At 70.5% G+C, this 15,070-nt stretch carries 15 protein-coding genes; 10 read left to right on the top strand and 5 right to left on the bottom strand.

Annotated elements, in window-relative coordinates; genetic code table 11:
• Positions 1-87 precede the first annotated feature (87 nt).
• Entirely contained in the window at positions 88-825 is a 738-nt protein-coding gene (locus BLU79_RS38530) for a 3'-5' exonuclease (protein ID WP_093910672.1), read from the top strand.
• A gap of 97 nt (positions 826-922) precedes the next feature.
• Here BLU79_RS38530 and BLU79_RS38525 read toward each other — a convergent pair whose 3' ends face one another.
• Positions 923-1,426 carry a YbaK/EbsC family protein gene (locus BLU79_RS38525; RefSeq protein WP_093910671.1) on the bottom strand — a complete coding sequence of 168 codons (504 nt, stop codon included), beginning with the start codon at positions 1,424-1,426 and terminating at the stop codon, positions 923-925.
• Positions 1,390-2,355, bottom strand: coding sequence for a DMT family transporter (locus BLU79_RS38520; protein WP_093910670.1), 966 nt, complete (start codon positions 2,353-2,355; stop codon positions 1,390-1,392). The genes BLU79_RS38525 and BLU79_RS38520 overlap by 37 nt, the downstream gene beginning before the upstream one ends.
• Positions 2,356-2,447: 92 nt before the next feature.
• Here BLU79_RS38520 and BLU79_RS38515 point away from each other — a divergent pair, with 92 nt between their 5' ends.
• Positions 2,448-3,365, top strand: coding sequence for a LysR family transcriptional regulator (locus BLU79_RS38515; protein ID WP_093910669.1), 918 nt, complete (start codon positions 2,448-2,450; stop codon positions 3,363-3,365).
• Between the two features lie 3 nt (positions 3,366-3,368).
• Here the strand turns inward: BLU79_RS38515 and BLU79_RS38510 are convergent, their stop codons facing one another.
• Entirely contained in the window at positions 3,369-4,232 is an 864-nt protein-coding gene (locus tag BLU79_RS38510; RefSeq protein WP_093910668.1) for a phosphotransferase enzyme family protein, read from the bottom strand.
• A 169-nt stretch (positions 4,233-4,401) separates the two neighbouring features.
• Between BLU79_RS38510 and BLU79_RS38505 the strand changes: the two genes are divergently transcribed.
• The 5 genes from BLU79_RS38505 (at position 4,402) to mgt (ending at position 9,784) form a co-directional block, all read left to right on the top strand.
• Entirely contained in the window at positions 4,402-5,337 is a 936-nt protein-coding gene (locus BLU79_RS38505) for a carbohydrate ABC transporter permease (protein WP_093910667.1), read from the top strand.
• The gene (locus BLU79_RS38500; protein WP_093910666.1) at positions 5,334-6,167 is read left to right on the top strand and encodes a carbohydrate ABC transporter permease; all 834 of its coding nucleotides are present in this window, start codon (positions 5,334-5,336) and stop codon (positions 6,165-6,167) included. The genes BLU79_RS38505 and BLU79_RS38500 overlap by 4 nt, the downstream gene beginning before the upstream one ends.
• Positions 6,167-7,450, top strand: coding sequence for an ABC transporter substrate-binding protein (locus tag BLU79_RS38495; protein ID WP_093910665.1), 1,284 nt, complete (start codon positions 6,167-6,169; stop codon positions 7,448-7,450). The genes BLU79_RS38500 and BLU79_RS38495 overlap by 1 nt, the downstream gene beginning before the upstream one ends.
• A 274-nt stretch (positions 7,451-7,724) precedes the next feature.
• Entirely contained in the window at positions 7,725-8,504 is a 780-nt protein-coding gene (gene erm, locus BLU79_RS38490) for an ErmE/ErmH/ErmO/ErmR family 23S rRNA (adenine(2058)-N(6))-methyltransferase (RefSeq protein WP_093910664.1), read from the top strand.
• Positions 8,505-8,548: 44 nt separating this feature from the next.
• Positions 8,549-9,784 (top strand): macrolide-inactivating glycosyltransferase, encoded by a 1,236-nt coding sequence (gene mgt / locus BLU79_RS38485; RefSeq protein WP_093910663.1) that lies wholly within the window; start codon positions 8,549-8,551, stop codon positions 9,782-9,784.
• Between the two features lie 57 nt (positions 9,785-9,841).
• Here mgt and BLU79_RS38480 read toward each other — a convergent pair whose 3' ends face one another.
• Entirely contained in the window at positions 9,842-12,109 is a 2,268-nt protein-coding gene (locus tag BLU79_RS38480) for an MMPL family transporter (protein ID WP_093910662.1), read from the bottom strand.
• A 304-nt stretch (positions 12,110-12,413) separates the two neighbouring features.
• On the opposite strand from BLU79_RS38480, the gene BLU79_RS38475 reads away from it, so the two are divergent.
• Together BLU79_RS38475 and BLU79_RS38470 are read left to right on the top strand one after the other, a co-directional pair.
• Entirely contained in the window at positions 12,414-12,968 is a 555-nt protein-coding gene (locus BLU79_RS38475; RefSeq protein ID WP_093910661.1) for a DUF1697 domain-containing protein, read from the top strand.
• Positions 12,965-13,336 carry a nuclear transport factor 2 family protein gene (locus tag BLU79_RS38470; RefSeq protein WP_093910660.1) on the top strand — a complete coding sequence of 124 codons (372 nt, stop codon included), beginning with the start codon at positions 12,965-12,967 and terminating at the stop codon, positions 13,334-13,336. The genes BLU79_RS38475 and BLU79_RS38470 overlap by 4 nt, the downstream gene beginning before the upstream one ends.
• 14 nt (positions 13,337-13,350) lie before the next feature.
• Here BLU79_RS38470 and BLU79_RS38465 read toward each other — a convergent pair whose 3' ends face one another.
• Positions 13,351-14,097 (bottom strand): GbsR/MarR family transcriptional regulator, encoded by a 747-nt coding sequence (locus BLU79_RS38465; protein WP_093910659.1) that lies wholly within the window; start codon positions 14,095-14,097, stop codon positions 13,351-13,353.
• Between the two features lie 231 nt (positions 14,098-14,328).
• On the opposite strand from BLU79_RS38465, the gene BLU79_RS38460 reads away from it, so the two are divergent.
• Entirely contained in the window at positions 14,329-14,994 is a 666-nt protein-coding gene (locus BLU79_RS38460; protein ID WP_093910741.1) for a DUF4097 family beta strand repeat-containing protein, read from the top strand.
• The last annotated feature ends 76 nt before the right edge of the window (positions 14,995-15,070 follow it).

Here is a 15,070-nt window from a genome sequence, read left to right as displayed (position 1 = left end):
AAGCGGAATGCGGTCCTCTGATTGTCAGTGGCGCATGGGAGGGTGGAGACCACTGGGGGAAAGCACCACAGAGAAGGGGGACCGCCCATGGGCTGGCACCAGGAGCTGCTGATCGGCTTCGACCTGGAGACGACGGGAACCGATCCGCGCGAGGCGCGCATCGTCACAGGTGCCGTGATCGAGGTCAGGGACGGGCAGCCCCTCGGGCACAAGGAGTGGCTGGCGGATCCGGGCGTCGAGATCCCGGCGGACGCGGTCGCGGTCCACGGCATCAGCAACGAGCGCGCGGCTGCCGAGGGCCGCCCGGCCGACCAGGTGGCGGACGCCATCGCGGACGTCCTGGTCACCTACTGGAAGACGGGCGTGCCGGTCGTCGCCTACAACGCGGCCTTCGACCTGAGCCTGCTCTCCGCCGAACTGCGGCGGCACGGACTGCCGTCCCTGCGCGACCGCCTGGGCGGCTTGGACCCCGCCCCGGTCATCGACCCGTACACCATCGACCGCTGGGCCGACCGCTACCGCCGCGGCAAGCGGAACCTCGAAGCGGTCTGCCGGGAGTACGGCATCGCCCTCGACTCCGCCCATGACGCCTCCGCCGACGCCCTCGCCGCAGCCCGCCTGGCCTGCGCGATAGCGACCCGCCACCCCAAGATCGCGGCCCTCGGCCCGGCGGAGCTGCACCGCAGCCAGATCGAGTGGTACGCCGAGTGGGCGGCGGACTTCCAGAACTTCCTGCGCCGCAAGGGCGACACGACGGCGGTGGTCGACGGGATGTGGCCGCTGCGGGAGCCGACGGGGGAGAGGGTGGCCGGGGAGGCGGTCTGAGGGCCGACGGGCAGCCGGGTTCCGGTTGCGGCCGAGTCCCATACGCCGGTGCGGGGCCCGGCGGCCGCAGCGCTCCGAGCCCTCACGGCGTCCTCCCTCACACCTCCGCGGGTCCCGCGACGCGCTCGATCCGCGGCTTGGCCAACCGCTCGTAGTCGGCGCCCGAGATGAGGAGCGAGCGGTCCAGCCGGGCCGCGTTGAAGTACAGCTTCGGCTGTGCCACGACGTCCGGGTCGGCGAGGAGTTCCAGGTCGGGGTCGAAGCTGAACGGCAGGACCGTGCCAGGGACGGCGCGGGCCAGTCGCTCGGCGGTCTCCGCGTCGCTGAAGCCGACGTAGCGCGCGGCGAACAGCGTCCGGACGGCGTCCAGGTCCACCCGTCGGTCACCGGGGACGACCGCGAGGACGTGACGTGTCGTGCGCCGGTCCACCTTCACCCGCAGCACGATGCACTTCGCGGCCTCGGCGGCCGGGTGCCCGCGCAGGGCACACACGGCCTCGGTGCTGCCTTCGGGCTCGTGGTCGATGAGGCGGTAGTCGATCGAGGAGGAGTCGAGCAGGGAGATCAGACGGTCGTAGGTGTCGTATGTGCTGTCGGGCATTCCGGTTCCTTGTCGAGGGCGTGGGCCGGGGGGAGCAGGGGGTCCGGTGCGTTCCGGTGCGCCCGTTCCACGGCCTGCCCCCAGTACGTGCCGGCGACCATCAGGGCCGCGCCGAGTCCGGTGAGCGGGGTGAGGTGCTCGCCGCCGAGGACGATGCCCACCGCTACGGCCCAGACCGGTTCGGTGCCCAGCAGCAGGCTGGCCCGGCTGGCCGAGGTGCGCTGTACGGCCCAGGTCTGGGCGAGGAAGGCGAACACGCTGCAGAACAGGGCGAGATAGACGAGCTGGGCCCAGGTCGCCGGGTCCGCGTGGGCCAGCGTCGGCAGGTCGAGGGCGGTTGCCGGCAGGAACAGGGCCGTGCCGACGAGGGTCTGCACGGTCGTCAGCTGCAGCGGGCGGATCGCCCGTCCCACGGTGAGGCGGCCGACCAGCACGACATGCACGGCCCGGATCAGCGCGGCGCCGAGCATCAGCAGGTCGCCGAGGCGGAGGGCATGGAAGCCGTTGCCGGACATCAGCAGTCCGACGGCGAGCACGCACAGCCCGGTCGCGGCGAGGAAGGGGACCGGCAGCGCGCCGCGGCGGCCGCCGCGGTCGAGGAGCGGGGTGAGGACGATGGTCAGGCTGATGATGAGTCCGGCGTTGGCGGCGCTGGTGTGGGCGACGCCGTACGTCTCCACGACCAGGACCGCGGCCTGGGTCACCCCCAGAGGCACACCGGCGCGCAGCTCGTCCCGCGTCCACGGGCGCGCCCCGCCCCGCCGTGCGGCGACGACACCGAGACAGGCGGCTGCCGAGAGGGCGTAGCGGGCGAACAGCACCAGCAGGACGGGGAGCGCGGCAGTGGCCGTCTGGGCGGACAGGTAGCTGGAACCCCAGACGAGCGCGACCAGGAGGAGTACCGCATCGGTACGGCGAACATCGGACACGCGCCTACGGTGCACCGGCGGTGACCCTGAAGCCCAGTACCACTTTCTAAAACGATCATTTAGCGGCACTACATCGTCCCTAGACTGAGGCCATGGACGAACGGCAGCTGCGGATCCTGCGGGAGCTCGGCGAACTGGGCAGTGTCACGGCGGTCGCCGAGGCGCTGCTGGTGACGCCGTCGGCGATCTCCCAGCAGCTGCGGCTGCTGCAGCGGGCGATCCCGGTGCCGCTCACCGAGCGCCAGGGGCGCCGTCTGGTGCTCACCGACGCCGGGCAGGCGCTGGCGGGCGCGGCCGTCGAGGTGGAGACGGCGCTCGCACGGGCGAGGCACGCGGTCGAGGAGTTCGTCGAGCGACCGGAGGGGGAGGTGTCGGTGGCGGCGTTCCACAGCGCGGGCACCGCGTTCTTCCCCCTCCTCCTGCGAGCGCTGGCCGGCCCGGGCAGACCGGTGCCGAGGCTGGTCGACGAGGACGTACCGCAGGAGGACTTCCCCCGGCTCACCCGGGAGTACGACATCGTCCTCGCCCACCGCCTGGACCATGCCCCGCCCTGGCCGAACACGGTGGCCGCGACGACGCTCCTGCGCGAACCGCTGGACGTGGCCATGCCCGCCGACCACCCCCTGGCCGCCAAGCGTCGCGTCACCCCACGCGACCTGGCCGACGAGCCCTGGATCACCGTGCACGACGGCTTCCCCGTCCTCGCGGTCATCGAGGCCATCGCCGCAGCCGCGGGCCGGCGCCTCCATCTGGCCCACCGCATCAACGAGTTCGCGGTGGTGGCGGAGGTCGTGGCGGCCGGTGGCGGGATCGCCCTGATGCCTCGCTGGACGATGCGCCCGCATCCGGCACTCGTCCTGAGACCGCTCAGCGGGGTGCAGGCGCGACGCCATATCGACGCCCTCTACCGCCCCGAACGAACGGCAAGAGCAGCCGTCCGCACGGTCCTGACCGAACTGCGCCACGCAGCGCGGACTGTCCAGTGCAACGACGAGTCTCCTGGACAGTAGGCGTCAGAACGGATACCACCGCACCGTCTCGTCCCCGTCCCGCAAAGACGCCACCCGCCGCTCGAACTCCACCAACGCCTTCGGATTGCTCGGCGCATGCTGGGCCACCCACGCACAACTGGCCGTCTCCCGTGCCCCGCGCAGTACCCAACACCCCTCCCACTCCCGTACATCCCAGCCATAGGTCGCGACAAAGGACTCGTAAGCCGCCGCAGGCACCCCGTACCGGTCCCGCGAGAGTGCCATCACCACCAGGTCGTGCTCGCGCAGGTCGGCCGAGAACGTCTCCAGATCCACCAGCACCGGCCCGTCCGCCCCCACATGCACATTGCGCGGCAGCGCGTCCCCATGGATCGGACCCGGCGCCAGACGAGGCGTCAGCCCCGCCGCAGCCGCCGCGAAACCGTCCCGCCGCTCACGCAGGTACGCCGCGTCCGCCGGCTCGATCGCCTCGCCGGCCAACCGCAGCCACCGCTCCACGCCACCCAGCAACTCACGCGGAGGCAGATCGAAGGAGGGTGCGGGAAGGGCGTGCACGACCCGTAGCAGTTCGGCCAAATCCCGTGGCTCGGCGGGCCGTACCGGATCCGGCAGCCGGTGCCACACGGTCACCGGGTGCCCCTCCACCAGCAGCGCCTTGGACTCGGCCGCCCGCACCGCGGGCACGCCCGCCTCGGCCAGCCACACCGCGATGGCCAGTTCGCGCCGCGCCCGGTCGAGGAGTTCGGCGTCGCGCCCCACCTTGACGACCAGGTCACCGGCGGCGAACACCGCGTTCTCGCCGAGGGCGAGCAGCCGTGCGTCCCGTGCCGGGGCCGGAAGTACTCCCGCCGCGGCCAGTACGTCCCGCGCCCGTGCCTCGTCCATCGTCCGCCTCCGAGTGGTCGTACGCCTCCATGAACGGCGTCGGATTCCCGCCATCGGCGATCAGTCTCGCATTTCCACAGGTCGGACCGCGTGCGCGCGGTCTTGACGGGGCATAGCGCCTTCACGACCATGACCGGGCCCACCCGAGCCGCGCAGAGGGGCTGATTCAGTGACGTCGGTGACCGAGGCGCAGAGACCGGTGAGAGGTGCGCCCAGCGGCAAGGCACCGCGGCGCGTCACGGATCACGGCGCCTGGTTTCTCGTCCTGCCCGCGCTGATCCCCATCCTGATCCTGAGCGTCGGTCCGCTGCTCTACGGCGTCATGCTGTCCTTCACCGACGCGCAGTCCGGGCGGACCGAGCCCACGCAGTGGATCGGCGGTCTCAACTTCCGGGATCTGCTGCAGGACACGCTGTTCTGGGAGTCGTTCCGGATCGGCCTGGTCTGGGCCGTCGGCGTCACCGTGCCGCAGTTCCTGCTGGCGCTCGGCCTCGCCCTCCTCCTCAGCCAGGACCTGCGGCTGCGCTGGCTGGCCCGCGCCCTCGCGATCGTCCCGTGGGCCATGCCCGAGGTCGTCGTCGGCGTCATGTGGCGGCTGGTCTACAACCCCGACGCGGGCATCCTCAACGAGACCCTCCGCGACCTGGGCCTCGGCGACGGCCGCGACTGGCTCAGCGGGCTCGGCACCGCGCTGCCCGCCGTCATCGTCGTAGGAATCTGGGCGGGCATGCCGACCACGACGGTTGCCCTGCTCGCCGGCCTGCAGAACACCCCGCGCGAACTGCACGAGGCGGCGGCCGTGGACGGCGCCGGCGCCTGGCGCCGCTTCCGCACGGTCACCTGGCCCGCGCTCCGGCCCGTCGCCCTCTCCATCACGGCACTCAACCTGATCTGGAACTTCAACTCCTTCGCCCTGGTCTACGTCCTCACCAGCGGCGGCCCCGGCGGCCGCACCCGCCTGCCGATGCTCTTCGCATACGAAGAGGCCTTCCGCTACGGGCAGTTCGGCTACGCGGCGGCGATGGGATGCGTGATGGTCGCGGTGATCTCGATACTCCTCGCCCTCTTCCTCGTCGGACGACTCCGGGGAGGTGACGAGGCGTGAGGACCAGTCGAACCGGCCGCGCCGGACAGTACGTCGTCCTGCTCGCCTACCTCCTCTTCCTCGTCTTCCCCTTCCTCTGGCTGATCTCCACCGCCTTCAAACCGCCCCGCGAGCTGGGCAGCCTGCACCCCACCTGGATCCCGAAGGACCCCACCCTCGCCAACTTCCGCCAGGCCTTCGACGAACAGCCCCTGCTGCACGCGGCCCTCAACTCCCTGATCGCCGCGCTCGGCGCCGCCCTGATCGCCGTACTCCTCGCGACCCCGATGGCATACGTCATGGCCCGCCACCGCACCCGGCTCGCGCGCGCGGCGACCGGGTGGGTGGTCGTCAGCCAGGCGTTCCCGCTGGTGCTGGTGATCATCCCGCTGTTCCTGGTGCTGAAGAACCTGCGGCTGATCAACTCGATGCCGGGGCTGATCATGGTGTACGTGGTGTGGGCGCTGCCGTTCGCGCTGTGGATGCTCGTGGGGTATGTGCGGGCGGTTCCGCCCGAGTTGGAGGAGGCCGCGGCCGTCGACGGGGCCGGGCGGGTGCGGACGCTGGTGTCGGTGACCGCGCCGCTGCTGGCGCCGGGGATCGTGGCGACGGCGCTGTTCGCGTTCGTCACGGCGTGGAACGAGTTCTTCTTCGCGCTCGTCCTGCTGAAGACCCCGGAGAAACAGACCCTGCCGGTCGTCCTCACCCACTTCATCGGCGCGGAGGGCGTCGCGGACCTCGGCCCGCTGGCCGCCGCCGCGTTCCTCGCGACGCTGCCCTCGCTGGTGGTGTTCGCGGTCATCCAGCGGCGGATCACGGGCGGCATGCTCGCCGGGGCGGTGAAGAGCTGATGCGTAGGAAGCTGCTGTTGGCCCTGGTCGTCCTCGGTCTGCTGCTCGCCGGATGCAGCGGCGGCGGCGGTGACACCGCGGGCGGCCGTATCACCCTGCGCTTCCAGTCCCTGGCCTGGCAGGAGGAGTCGGTCGAGGTCAACCAGGAGCTGGTGAAGGAGTGGAACGCGAGCCATCCGGACGTCAAGGTCGAGTACGTCCAGGGCAGTTGGGACAGCGTCCATGATCAGCTCCTCACCTCCTTCGAGGGCGGTGAGGCCCCGGACATCATCCACGACGCCTCCGACGACCTCGCGGACTTCGCGTACGGCGGCTATCTCGCGGACCTGACCGACCTGCTGCCGCAGCGGCTCAAGTCCGACATCCCGCAGCACAGTTGGGACACGACGACCTTCGGGGACGGGATCTACGGCGTGCCCTTCCTCCAGGAGCCGCGGGTGCTCATCGCCAACGCCAAGTGGCTGAAGGAGTCGGGCGTACGCATCCCGACCCCGGAACGCCCCTGGAGCTGGGCGGAGTTCCGGAAGATCACCGATGAGCTGAGCGGTAACGGCAAGTACGGCGTCGCCTGGCCGCTCAAGGAGCCCGTCTCCGTCACCCTCAACGTGTCGCTGTCGGCCGGCGGACAACTGTTCCACCGGGGCGCCGACGGCAAGGTGACGATCCGGTTCGGGACGGGGGACCAGGTCGTGCCACGCACGATCCACGACCAGGCCAACACCGATCACAGCGCGTCGCCCACCACCCTGGGCAGCGGCGGCTCGGACACCCTGCCCGGCTTCTTCGGCGGCAAGTACGCGATGGTTCCGCTCGGCTTCTCCTACCGCCAGCAGATCGTGCAGCAGGCGCCGAAGGGCTTCGACTGGCAGGTGCTGCCCGCCCCGGCAGGCGCCGAAGGACTCACCCAGGGCGTCAGCCCGCAGACCCTGTCCATCGCCGAGGACAGTCCGCACCAGCGGGAGGCGGCCGAGTTCATCGACTTCCTGCTCCGGCCCGCGAACATGGTGCGGCTCGCGCTGGGGGACTGGATGCTGCCGACCGGCACCGAGGCGCTGGGGGACCCGGCCCTGCACACCGCCGAGAACGACTGGGCCACCGGCACCGCCCTCGCCGAGCATCTGCGCTCGGCCCCCGCACAGTCCGTACGGGGCTATCCGGAGTGGAAGGACAAGGTCGCCACACCAGCCTTCCAGGAGTACTACAGCGGGGCCATCGACCTCGCCGAGCTGCGCGAACGCCTGGAGGACGACGGCAACCTGGTGCTGGCGCGCTACCAGCGCTGACCCGGGGCAGGGGTAATTCGGTTGTCCGCGTCACCCGGCCCCGCCTAGGTTGCCGTCCGTGGCAGCGAACAACGCGATCATCAACACCGGTCTCGGCCGGGGCTACGCGCACTCCGTACGGATGCGCCGCGGCCCCGGAGCCCTGACCGGTCCGGGGAGTCGCGCCCGCTGATTCGCAGCGGACCCCTTTCTCTTCCTCCCTCTTTCTCCTGTCTTCCGGTCAGGGCCTTCGTCTGCCCTTCTCCCTCTCCACGGAAGACAAGGACCGCAGGCCATGGCCCGCCCCACCCGCGTATCCCGCGCGCTCTCCCAGAACTTCCTCGCCGACCGCGCCGCCGCCGGACAGCTCGCCCGGCTCGCCGTACCGCACGGCCGCGAGGCACCCCTGCTGCTCGAAGTCGGCGCCGGAAAGGGCGCGTTGACCGAGCTGCTCGCCCCGCGCTGCCGGCGCCTCCTCGCCTACGAGATCGACCCACGGCTCGTCCACGCCCTGCGGTCGCGCTTCTCGGGCGCACCCCAAGTCCGGGTCATCGGCGAGGACTTCCTCACCGCACGGCCTCCGCGCACGACGTTCTCCGTCGCCGGGAACGTGCCCTTCTCCCGCACCGCGGCCATCGTCGACTGGTGCCTACGGGCCCCCGCCCTCACCGACGCCACACTGCTCACCCAGCTCGAGTACGCCCGCAAGCGCACGGGTGACTACGGCAGCTGGACCCGGCTGACGGTCCTGACCTGGCCCCGGCACGAGTGGCGGCTGGTCGGCCGGGTCGGGCGGCGCGGTTTCCGGCCGGTGCCGAGCGTGGACGCCGGGATCGTACGGATCGAGCGGCGCCGCACACCGTTGGTCGACGCCGTCGCGTACGACAGCTGGCGGCGCCTGGTCGACCTGGGCTTCTCCGGAGTCGGCGGCTCGCTGCACGCGTCGCTGTGCCGGGCCCACCCGAGGCGGCGGGTCGACGCGGCGTTCCGCGCGGCGCGCCTCGACGTGCGGGTTCTCGTCGGTGAGGTGCCGCCAGCGGCGTGGCTGAGCCTGCACGAGGTGCTGGCGCCATGAATTCAAGTTGCACGAGACGTATCGTCTCGACTAGCGTCCACGTCATGACCAGTGCCGCTCACACCCCTCGCCCCGCTCACATCGCCATGTTCTCCATCGCCGCCCACGGCCACGTGAACCCCAGCCTCGAAGTGATCCGCGAACTCGTGGCACGCGGCCACCGGGTCACGTACGCGATCCCGCCGGCCTTCGCCGAGAAGGTCGCCGAGACCGGCGCCGAGCCTCGGCTGTGGAACTCCACGCTGCCCGGGCCGGACGCCGACCCCGAAGCCTGGGGCAGCACCCTGCTGGACAACGTCGAGCCGTTCCTCGCCGACGCGATCCAGGCCCTTCCGCAGCTGATCGAGGCGTACGAGGGGGACGAGCCGGACCTCGTCCTGCACGACATCACCTCGTACCCGGCGCGGGTCCTCGCCCACCGCTGGGGCGTCCCCGCGGTCTCGCTCTCGCCGAACCTCGTCGCCTGGGAGGGCTACGAGGAGGAGGTCGCGGAGCCGATGTGGGCGGAGCCGAAACAGACCGCGCGCGGGCAGGCGTACTACCGCCGCTTCCACACATGGCTGGAGGAGAACGGCATCACCCAGCACCCGGATCCGTTCGCCGGCCGTCCCGATCGCTCGCTCGTCCTCATCCCACGGGCGCTCCAGCCCAACGCCGACCGCGTCGACGAGACGGTGTACACCTTCGTCGGCGCCTGCCAGGGCGACCGGGCGGCCGAGGGCGGCTGGCAGCGGCCCGACGGCGCCGAGAAGGTCGTACTCGTCTCCCTCGGGTCGTCCTTCACCAAGCAGCCCGGCTTCTACCGGGAGTGCGTCCGCGCCTTCGGTGATCTGCCGGGCTGGCACCTGGTGCTCCAGATCGGCAGGCATGTCGAGCCGGCCGAGCTGGGTGACCTGCCGCCGAACGTCGAGTTGCGCTCCTGGGTGCCGCAGTTGGCGATTCTCCAGCAGGCAGACCTGTTCGTCACCCACGCAGGCGCCGGCGGCAGCCAGGAGGGCCTGGCCACGGCCACCCCGATGATCGCCGTACCGCAGGCCGTGGACCAGTTCGGCAACGCGGACATGCTCCAAGCGCTCGGCGTGGCCCGCCGGATCGACACGGAGGACGCCACCGCCCAGGCGCTGCGGGATACCGCCCTCGCCCTCGTCGGCGACTCCGAGGTCGCCCGGATCCTGAAGGGCATCCAGGCGGAGATGGCCGAGGAGGGCGGTACCCGGCGGGCCGCCGACCTGATCGAGGCGGAGCTGGCCGTCGTACGGCAGGCGCAAGGGAACAGCTGAAAGAGCAGGGCCCGTTGACTCCCCCGGAGTCAACGGGCCCTGGCCGGGCGGATCAGGTCAGACGGGCACCCGCTCGCCCTCGTCCTCCCGGGCCGTCCCCCGCGTCACGGCCTCCGGCGCCTCGTCGTGCGTCAGGTCCGGCAGGCGGTTCAGCCACTTCGGGAAGTACCAGTTGCGCTCGCCCAGCAGGGCCATGACCGCCGGGAGCAGCACGCCCCGGATGATGGTCGCGTCGATGAGCACCGCGGCCGCGAGGCCGACGCCCATCTGCTTCATGGACTGCATGGACAGGGTGCCGAAGATCGCGAACACGGCGACCATGATGACCGCGGCACTGGTGACGACCCCGGCCGTGGTGACCACGCCGTGCTGGATCGCGTCCTTCGTCGTACGGCCGCGCATCCGTGCCTCGCGGATCCGGGAGACCACGAACACGTGGTAGTCCATCGACAGGCCGAACAGGATCACGAAGAGGAACAGCGGCAGCCAGGTGATGATGGCGCCGACGCCCTCCGCACCCACCAGCGACGCACCCCAGCCGTGCTGGAAGACGGCGACGAGGATGCCGTACGCCGCACCCACCGACAGCAGGTTCAGCACGATCGAGGTGATCGCGATCGTCAGCGAGCGGAAGCACAGCAGCATCAGACCGAAGGCGAAGACCACGACGAAGGCGAAGACCGGGACGACCGCTCCGGCCAGCTGGTCGTTGAAGTCCTTCGAACCGGCGACCTGTCCGGTGATCGGCGCTTCGACGCCGTCGACCTTGCCGAGCGTGGCCGGACGTACCTCGTCGCGCAGCTTGTCCAGGCTGGCGCCCGCCTTGTCGAGGTCGGAGCCGCCGACCAGCGGGACGTACACGAAGGCGATGTTCTTCTCGTCGTGCAGCTTGATCTCCACCGGGCCGCGCGAGGCGCCCGAACTGACCGCCCGCTCACGGAAGTCGGCGAGCGCGGACGTCACCTCGGGAGCGTTGATGTCGTCGGCCTTGACGACGACCTCGGCCGGGTCGGAGCCGCCGGGGAAGGCCTCGTTGAGGCGGTTGTACGTCTGCACGATGGGCAGCGAGTCGCCGAACTCCTGGTCCAGCGTGAGGTTCTGCGTCTTCATGCCGACCGCGGGAGCCGCGATGGCGAGCAGCGCGCCGGCGGCGACCACGACCGAGATGACCGGCCGTGCGAGCACGCCCTTCAGTACGGCCGTCCAGAACCGGCTCTCGCGGTTCGCGCCGCCCCGCTTGCGGCGGAGCTTGCTCTCCGGGTGCAGGAAGGGAATCTTGCCCTTCTCGACCCGCGCGCCGAGCAGCGACAGCACCGCGGGCAGCACGGTGACCGACCCGACCATGGCGACCGCCACGACCATCAGCGAGGCCAGGCCCATCGCCTCGAACTCGGCGAGACCGGTGAACAGCATGCCGGCCATCGCCACGCACACCGTGACGCCGGAGACGATGATCGCGCGGCCACTGGTGGCGGCGGCGACCCTGAGGGCGGTCTGGGCGTCCCGGCCGGCCTCGCGCTCCTCGCGCTCACGGCGCAGATAGAACAGGCAGTAGTCGACACCGACGGCCAGGCCGACCAGCAGCATCACGGAGTTGGCCGTCTCGCTCATCGGCATCACATGGCTGACGATGCCCATCAGGCCCATCGTGGCCATGATCGCGGTGATCGCCAGGAGCACCGGCAGCAGGGCCGCCACCAGCGCGCCGAAGGCGATGAGCAGAATGCCGAGGGCCACCGGCACCGCGGAGTACTCGGCCTTCTGGAAGTCGTCCCCGAACGCGTCGTCGAACGTCTTCATCATGCTCGCGCCGCCGATCTCCTCGATCCGCAGCGAGCCGTGATCCTTCTGGACGTCCTCGACCGCCTTCAGCACGGGCTCCACCCGCTCGCCCGCGGTGTCCGACTCGCCGCGCATGTCGAACTGCACGAGCGCGCTGCGGCCGTCCTTGGAGATCGTCTGTGTGTCGTACGGCGATGTCACGTCCGTGACCTTGCCGGTGCCCTCGACGGCCTTCACCACCGCGGTGACGGCGGACCGGAACTGACTGTCCGTGGCCTTGAGCGAGCCGTCCCTGGACTGAATCAGGACGGTCTCACTGGCCGGCTCCTCGATGCCCGCGTCCTCGACGATCTTGGCCGCGGTGTGTGTCTCGCCCTTCAGCTGGTCGCTGTCCTTGACGTCGACGCGGCCCGCCGCCGAGCCGAGTCCCATCGCCAGGACGACGAACAGCACCCAGATGCCCACGGCAGCCCATCGGTGCCGGGCGCTCCAGCCGCCGGCCCGAGCGGCAAGGCCGCGGACCCGCATATCTCCGTTCACCATGAGGGCTAGCCCCTTTGATCTGCGGTGGCGGCCCCCTGCCACCACCTTTCGTTTCGAAGGTATGGGCCGGATAAGGGCATCTCGTCGTGCTCCCCGGTGAAGCTCGGCGGCCGGAACTCATCCCCCCGGACCCCGGGCTCTCCCCACTGGGGAGGATGCCGGTCCCTTACATCTGTCCGGTGGTGTCGGGGACGGTGATCAGGGGGAAGCGGTTGTGCTCTTGCTGACCGGTAAGTAACTTACGGGGCCAGGCGGTCGTCGTGCCCACCCCCACGGGGCACGACGACGGCCCTAGGCTGACGGGATGACGACGACGTACGCGGCGCTGCTCCGTGGCATCAATGTGGGCGGCAGCAGAAAGCTCCCGATGGCCGAACTGCGCACCCTGATGACCGGCATCGGTTACGGCGACGTACGCACCTACCTCCAGAGCGGCCAGGCCGTCTTCACCGCCGGCCACGGCGACGAGGAATCCCTCGCCGCGGAACTGGCGTCGGCGATCGAGAAGCACTTCGGCTTCGCCGTGGACGTGATCGTGCGCGACCACGCCTACCTCAAGGCCGTCGCCGACAACTGCCCTTTTCCTGCAGCCGAGTTGGAGCCCAAGCAGCTCCATGTCACCTACTTCTCGGCCCCGGTAGACGCCCAGCGCTTCGCGGAGATCGACCGGACCGCCTTCCTGCCGGAGGAGTTCCACCTCGGCGACCGCGAGCTGTACCTGTACGCCCCGAACGGCCTGGGCCGCTCCAAGCTCGGCGAAATCCTGTCGCGGCCCAGGCTCAACAAGGGTTTGATCGCCACGAGCCGTAACTGGAACACCGTGCTGAAACTCGTGGAGATGACAGGTGATCAGAGGTGACTGAACACGATTCCGCCGTGCAGGCCGCCATCGAGGGCGAGCTGAGGCTGATGGACCCCGAAGTCCGCCGCTCACCCGAACTGCTCGGGTCGCTACTGCACCCGGAGTTCCACGAGTTCGGCTCGTCGGGACGGCGCTGGGACCGGGCGTCGACCATGTCCCGCCTGCCCGCGGACACCGATCCGGTGGACCGTTATGTCGTCACCTCCGAGATCCAGGGCGTCCGGCTCGCCCCCGACGTCGTCCACCTCACCTTCGACACGGTGTACGACGGCGGGCACGCGCACCGCAGTTCGCTGTGGCGGCGCACCGATGACGGGTGGCGGATGTACTTCCATCAAGGGACGCCGTTCACTACCGGTTCCTGATCCCGCCCGGGACCTCACGTTGAGGGCTCGGCAGCGCCGCCCGAGGGGGTTTCGGGTTTCGTACGGAGGATTTCGCGGGCCTGTTCCGCGGCGCGGGCGGTGCTCTCGGAGACGAAGTCGAGGAAGCGGGCGATGTTCTCCAGGCGGGTGGCGGCCGGCGTGCCCGGGACGAGGACGTGGACGCCCTGCCGTGCGGTCTCGACGAGGTGGGCGATGGCGCGGGCGCTGGCCAGCATCGACTGGTACCAGACGTCGTCGTCGATGACATAGCGCTCGCGGCGGCGTTCGCCCTGTTCCCGGCGGACCATGCTCTGGCTCTCCAGGAACGCGATCGCCTTGGAGACGGACGCCGGGCTGACCTGGAGGCGCTGGACGAGTTCGGACGCGGTGAGGCTGCCCGAGTCGGTGAGGGTGAGGCAGGCCATCACCCGGGCCATCATCGCGGGCATGCCCGAAGCCACCATGACGGTGGTGAACAGCTCCTCGTACTCCCGCACGGCCTCCGCGTCGCGCCCGTAGGCCTGCTCGGGCGCCTCGGCCCCTCGGGGGGCGGGCTGCCTGCGCCGGTGGGCGCGGCGTTCGGTGGCGCGATGGGCCGCTTCGGCGCGGTAGGCGGTGGGGCCGCCGTTGCGCATCACCTCGCGCGTGATCGTCGAGGTAGGGCGGTCGAGACGGCGGGCGATCTCCGCGTAGGCGAGGCCGTCGGCCAGCCCCAGCGCGATCTGCTGGCGTTCGGGCTGGGTGAGTCTGCCTCCCGGCATCGCGGTCTCCTTCGTGCTCCCTGATGTTCCTTGCCTGCCCCAGAGTAGCGTTCACTCTTAATTCATTGCAACATTCGGAGTTCTTCCGTTGCGTTACTTCGGAAGCCGTTGCAACGATTTTCTCTCCTCTACCTGCGTATATGGCATTCATGCGCAACGACTTTGTTGTCAGATCTATGAATGCAACGTAGCGTTTCCGTCATCGCAAACGACAAGTAACGGGAGAGCATGATGCAGAAGTTCGACACCCCCGCCCCGGTCTCCGCCGTCCTCGCCATCCCCGCGGGACGTATCCGGTTCATCGCCGCCGACCGGGCCGACACAGTCGTCGAGGTCCTGCCCGCGGACGCCTCGAAGGGTCGCGACGTGAAGGCCGCGGAGCGGATCGAGGTCGCCTACGCCGACGGCGTCCTGCGGGTCGAGGCCCCGGAGGCGAAGAACCACCTCCTGGGCTCCTTCGGATCCGTGGAGGTGACCGTCCAACTGCCCGTCGGCTCCCGCGTGGAGGCGAAGGCGGACGCCGCCGAGTTCCGCGGCGTGGGACGGCTCGGCGACGTCGTCTTCGAGGGCGCGTACCGCCAGATCAAGATCGACGAGGCCGCGAGCCTCCGCCTCACCGCGACCGACGGCGACGTCGAGGTCGGCCGGCTGGGCGGCCCCGCCGAGATCAGCACAGCGAGGGGCGACATCCGGATCACCGAGGCCGTGCGCGGCACGGTCGTGCTCCGCACCGAGTCCGGGAACATCTCGGTCGGTGCCGCCGCCGGTGTCTCCGCCGCCCTGGACGCCGGCACCGGCTACGGCCGGGTCAGCAACGCCCTCAGGAGCGACGGCACGACCGAACTCGACATCCGTGCCACCACCTCCCACGGCGACATCACCGCTCGCAGCCTCTGACCCGCACACCATCACGGGCCCTGTCCCTGTCCCTCCCTGGGGCAGGGACAGGGCCCGTTCATGGGGCCTACATACA

The sequence above is a fragment of the Streptomyces sp. cf386 genome, assembly GCF_900103585.1.
Lineage (GTDB): Bacteria > Actinomycetota > Actinomycetes > Streptomycetales > Streptomycetaceae > Streptomyces.
Note: the sequence above shows the minus strand (reverse complement) of the source record. Positions and strands in the feature narration are given on the sequence as shown.

Excerpts from the sequence above, each read along its gene's own strand:
- mgt (WP_093910663.1), top strand. The coding sequence starts at position 8,549 with ATGACCAGTGCCGCTCACACCCCTCGCCCCGCTCACATCGCCATGTTC.
- erm (WP_093910664.1), top strand. The coding sequence starts at position 7,725 with ATGGCCCGCCCCACCCGCGTATCCCGCGCGCTCTCCCAGAACTTCCTC.
- BLU79_RS38530 (WP_093910672.1), top strand. The coding sequence starts at position 88 with ATGGGCTGGCACCAGGAGCTGCTGATCGGCTTCGACCTGGAGACGACG.
- BLU79_RS38510 (WP_093910668.1), bottom strand. The coding sequence starts at position 4,232 with ATGGACGAGGCACGGGCGCGGGACGTACTGGCCGCGGCGGGAGTACTT.
- BLU79_RS38525 (WP_093910671.1), bottom strand. The coding sequence starts at position 1,426 with ATGCCCGACAGCACATACGACACCTACGACCGTCTGATCTCCCTGCTC.
- BLU79_RS38460 (WP_093910741.1), top strand. The coding sequence starts at position 14,329 with ATGCAGAAGTTCGACACCCCCGCCCCGGTCTCCGCCGTCCTCGCCATC.
- BLU79_RS38480 (WP_093910662.1), bottom strand. The coding sequence starts at position 12,109 with ATGGTGAACGGAGATATGCGGGTCCGCGGCCTTGCCGCTCGGGCCGGC.
- BLU79_RS38495 (WP_093910665.1), top strand. The coding sequence starts at position 6,167 with ATGCGTAGGAAGCTGCTGTTGGCCCTGGTCGTCCTCGGTCTGCTGCTC.
- BLU79_RS38465 (WP_093910659.1), bottom strand. The coding sequence starts at position 14,097 with ATGCCGGGAGGCAGACTCACCCAGCCCGAACGCCAGCAGATCGCGCTG.
- BLU79_RS38515 (WP_093910669.1), top strand. The coding sequence starts at position 2,448 with ATGGACGAACGGCAGCTGCGGATCCTGCGGGAGCTCGGCGAACTGGGC.
- BLU79_RS38475 (WP_093910661.1), top strand. The coding sequence starts at position 12,414 with ATGACGACGACGTACGCGGCGCTGCTCCGTGGCATCAATGTGGGCGGC.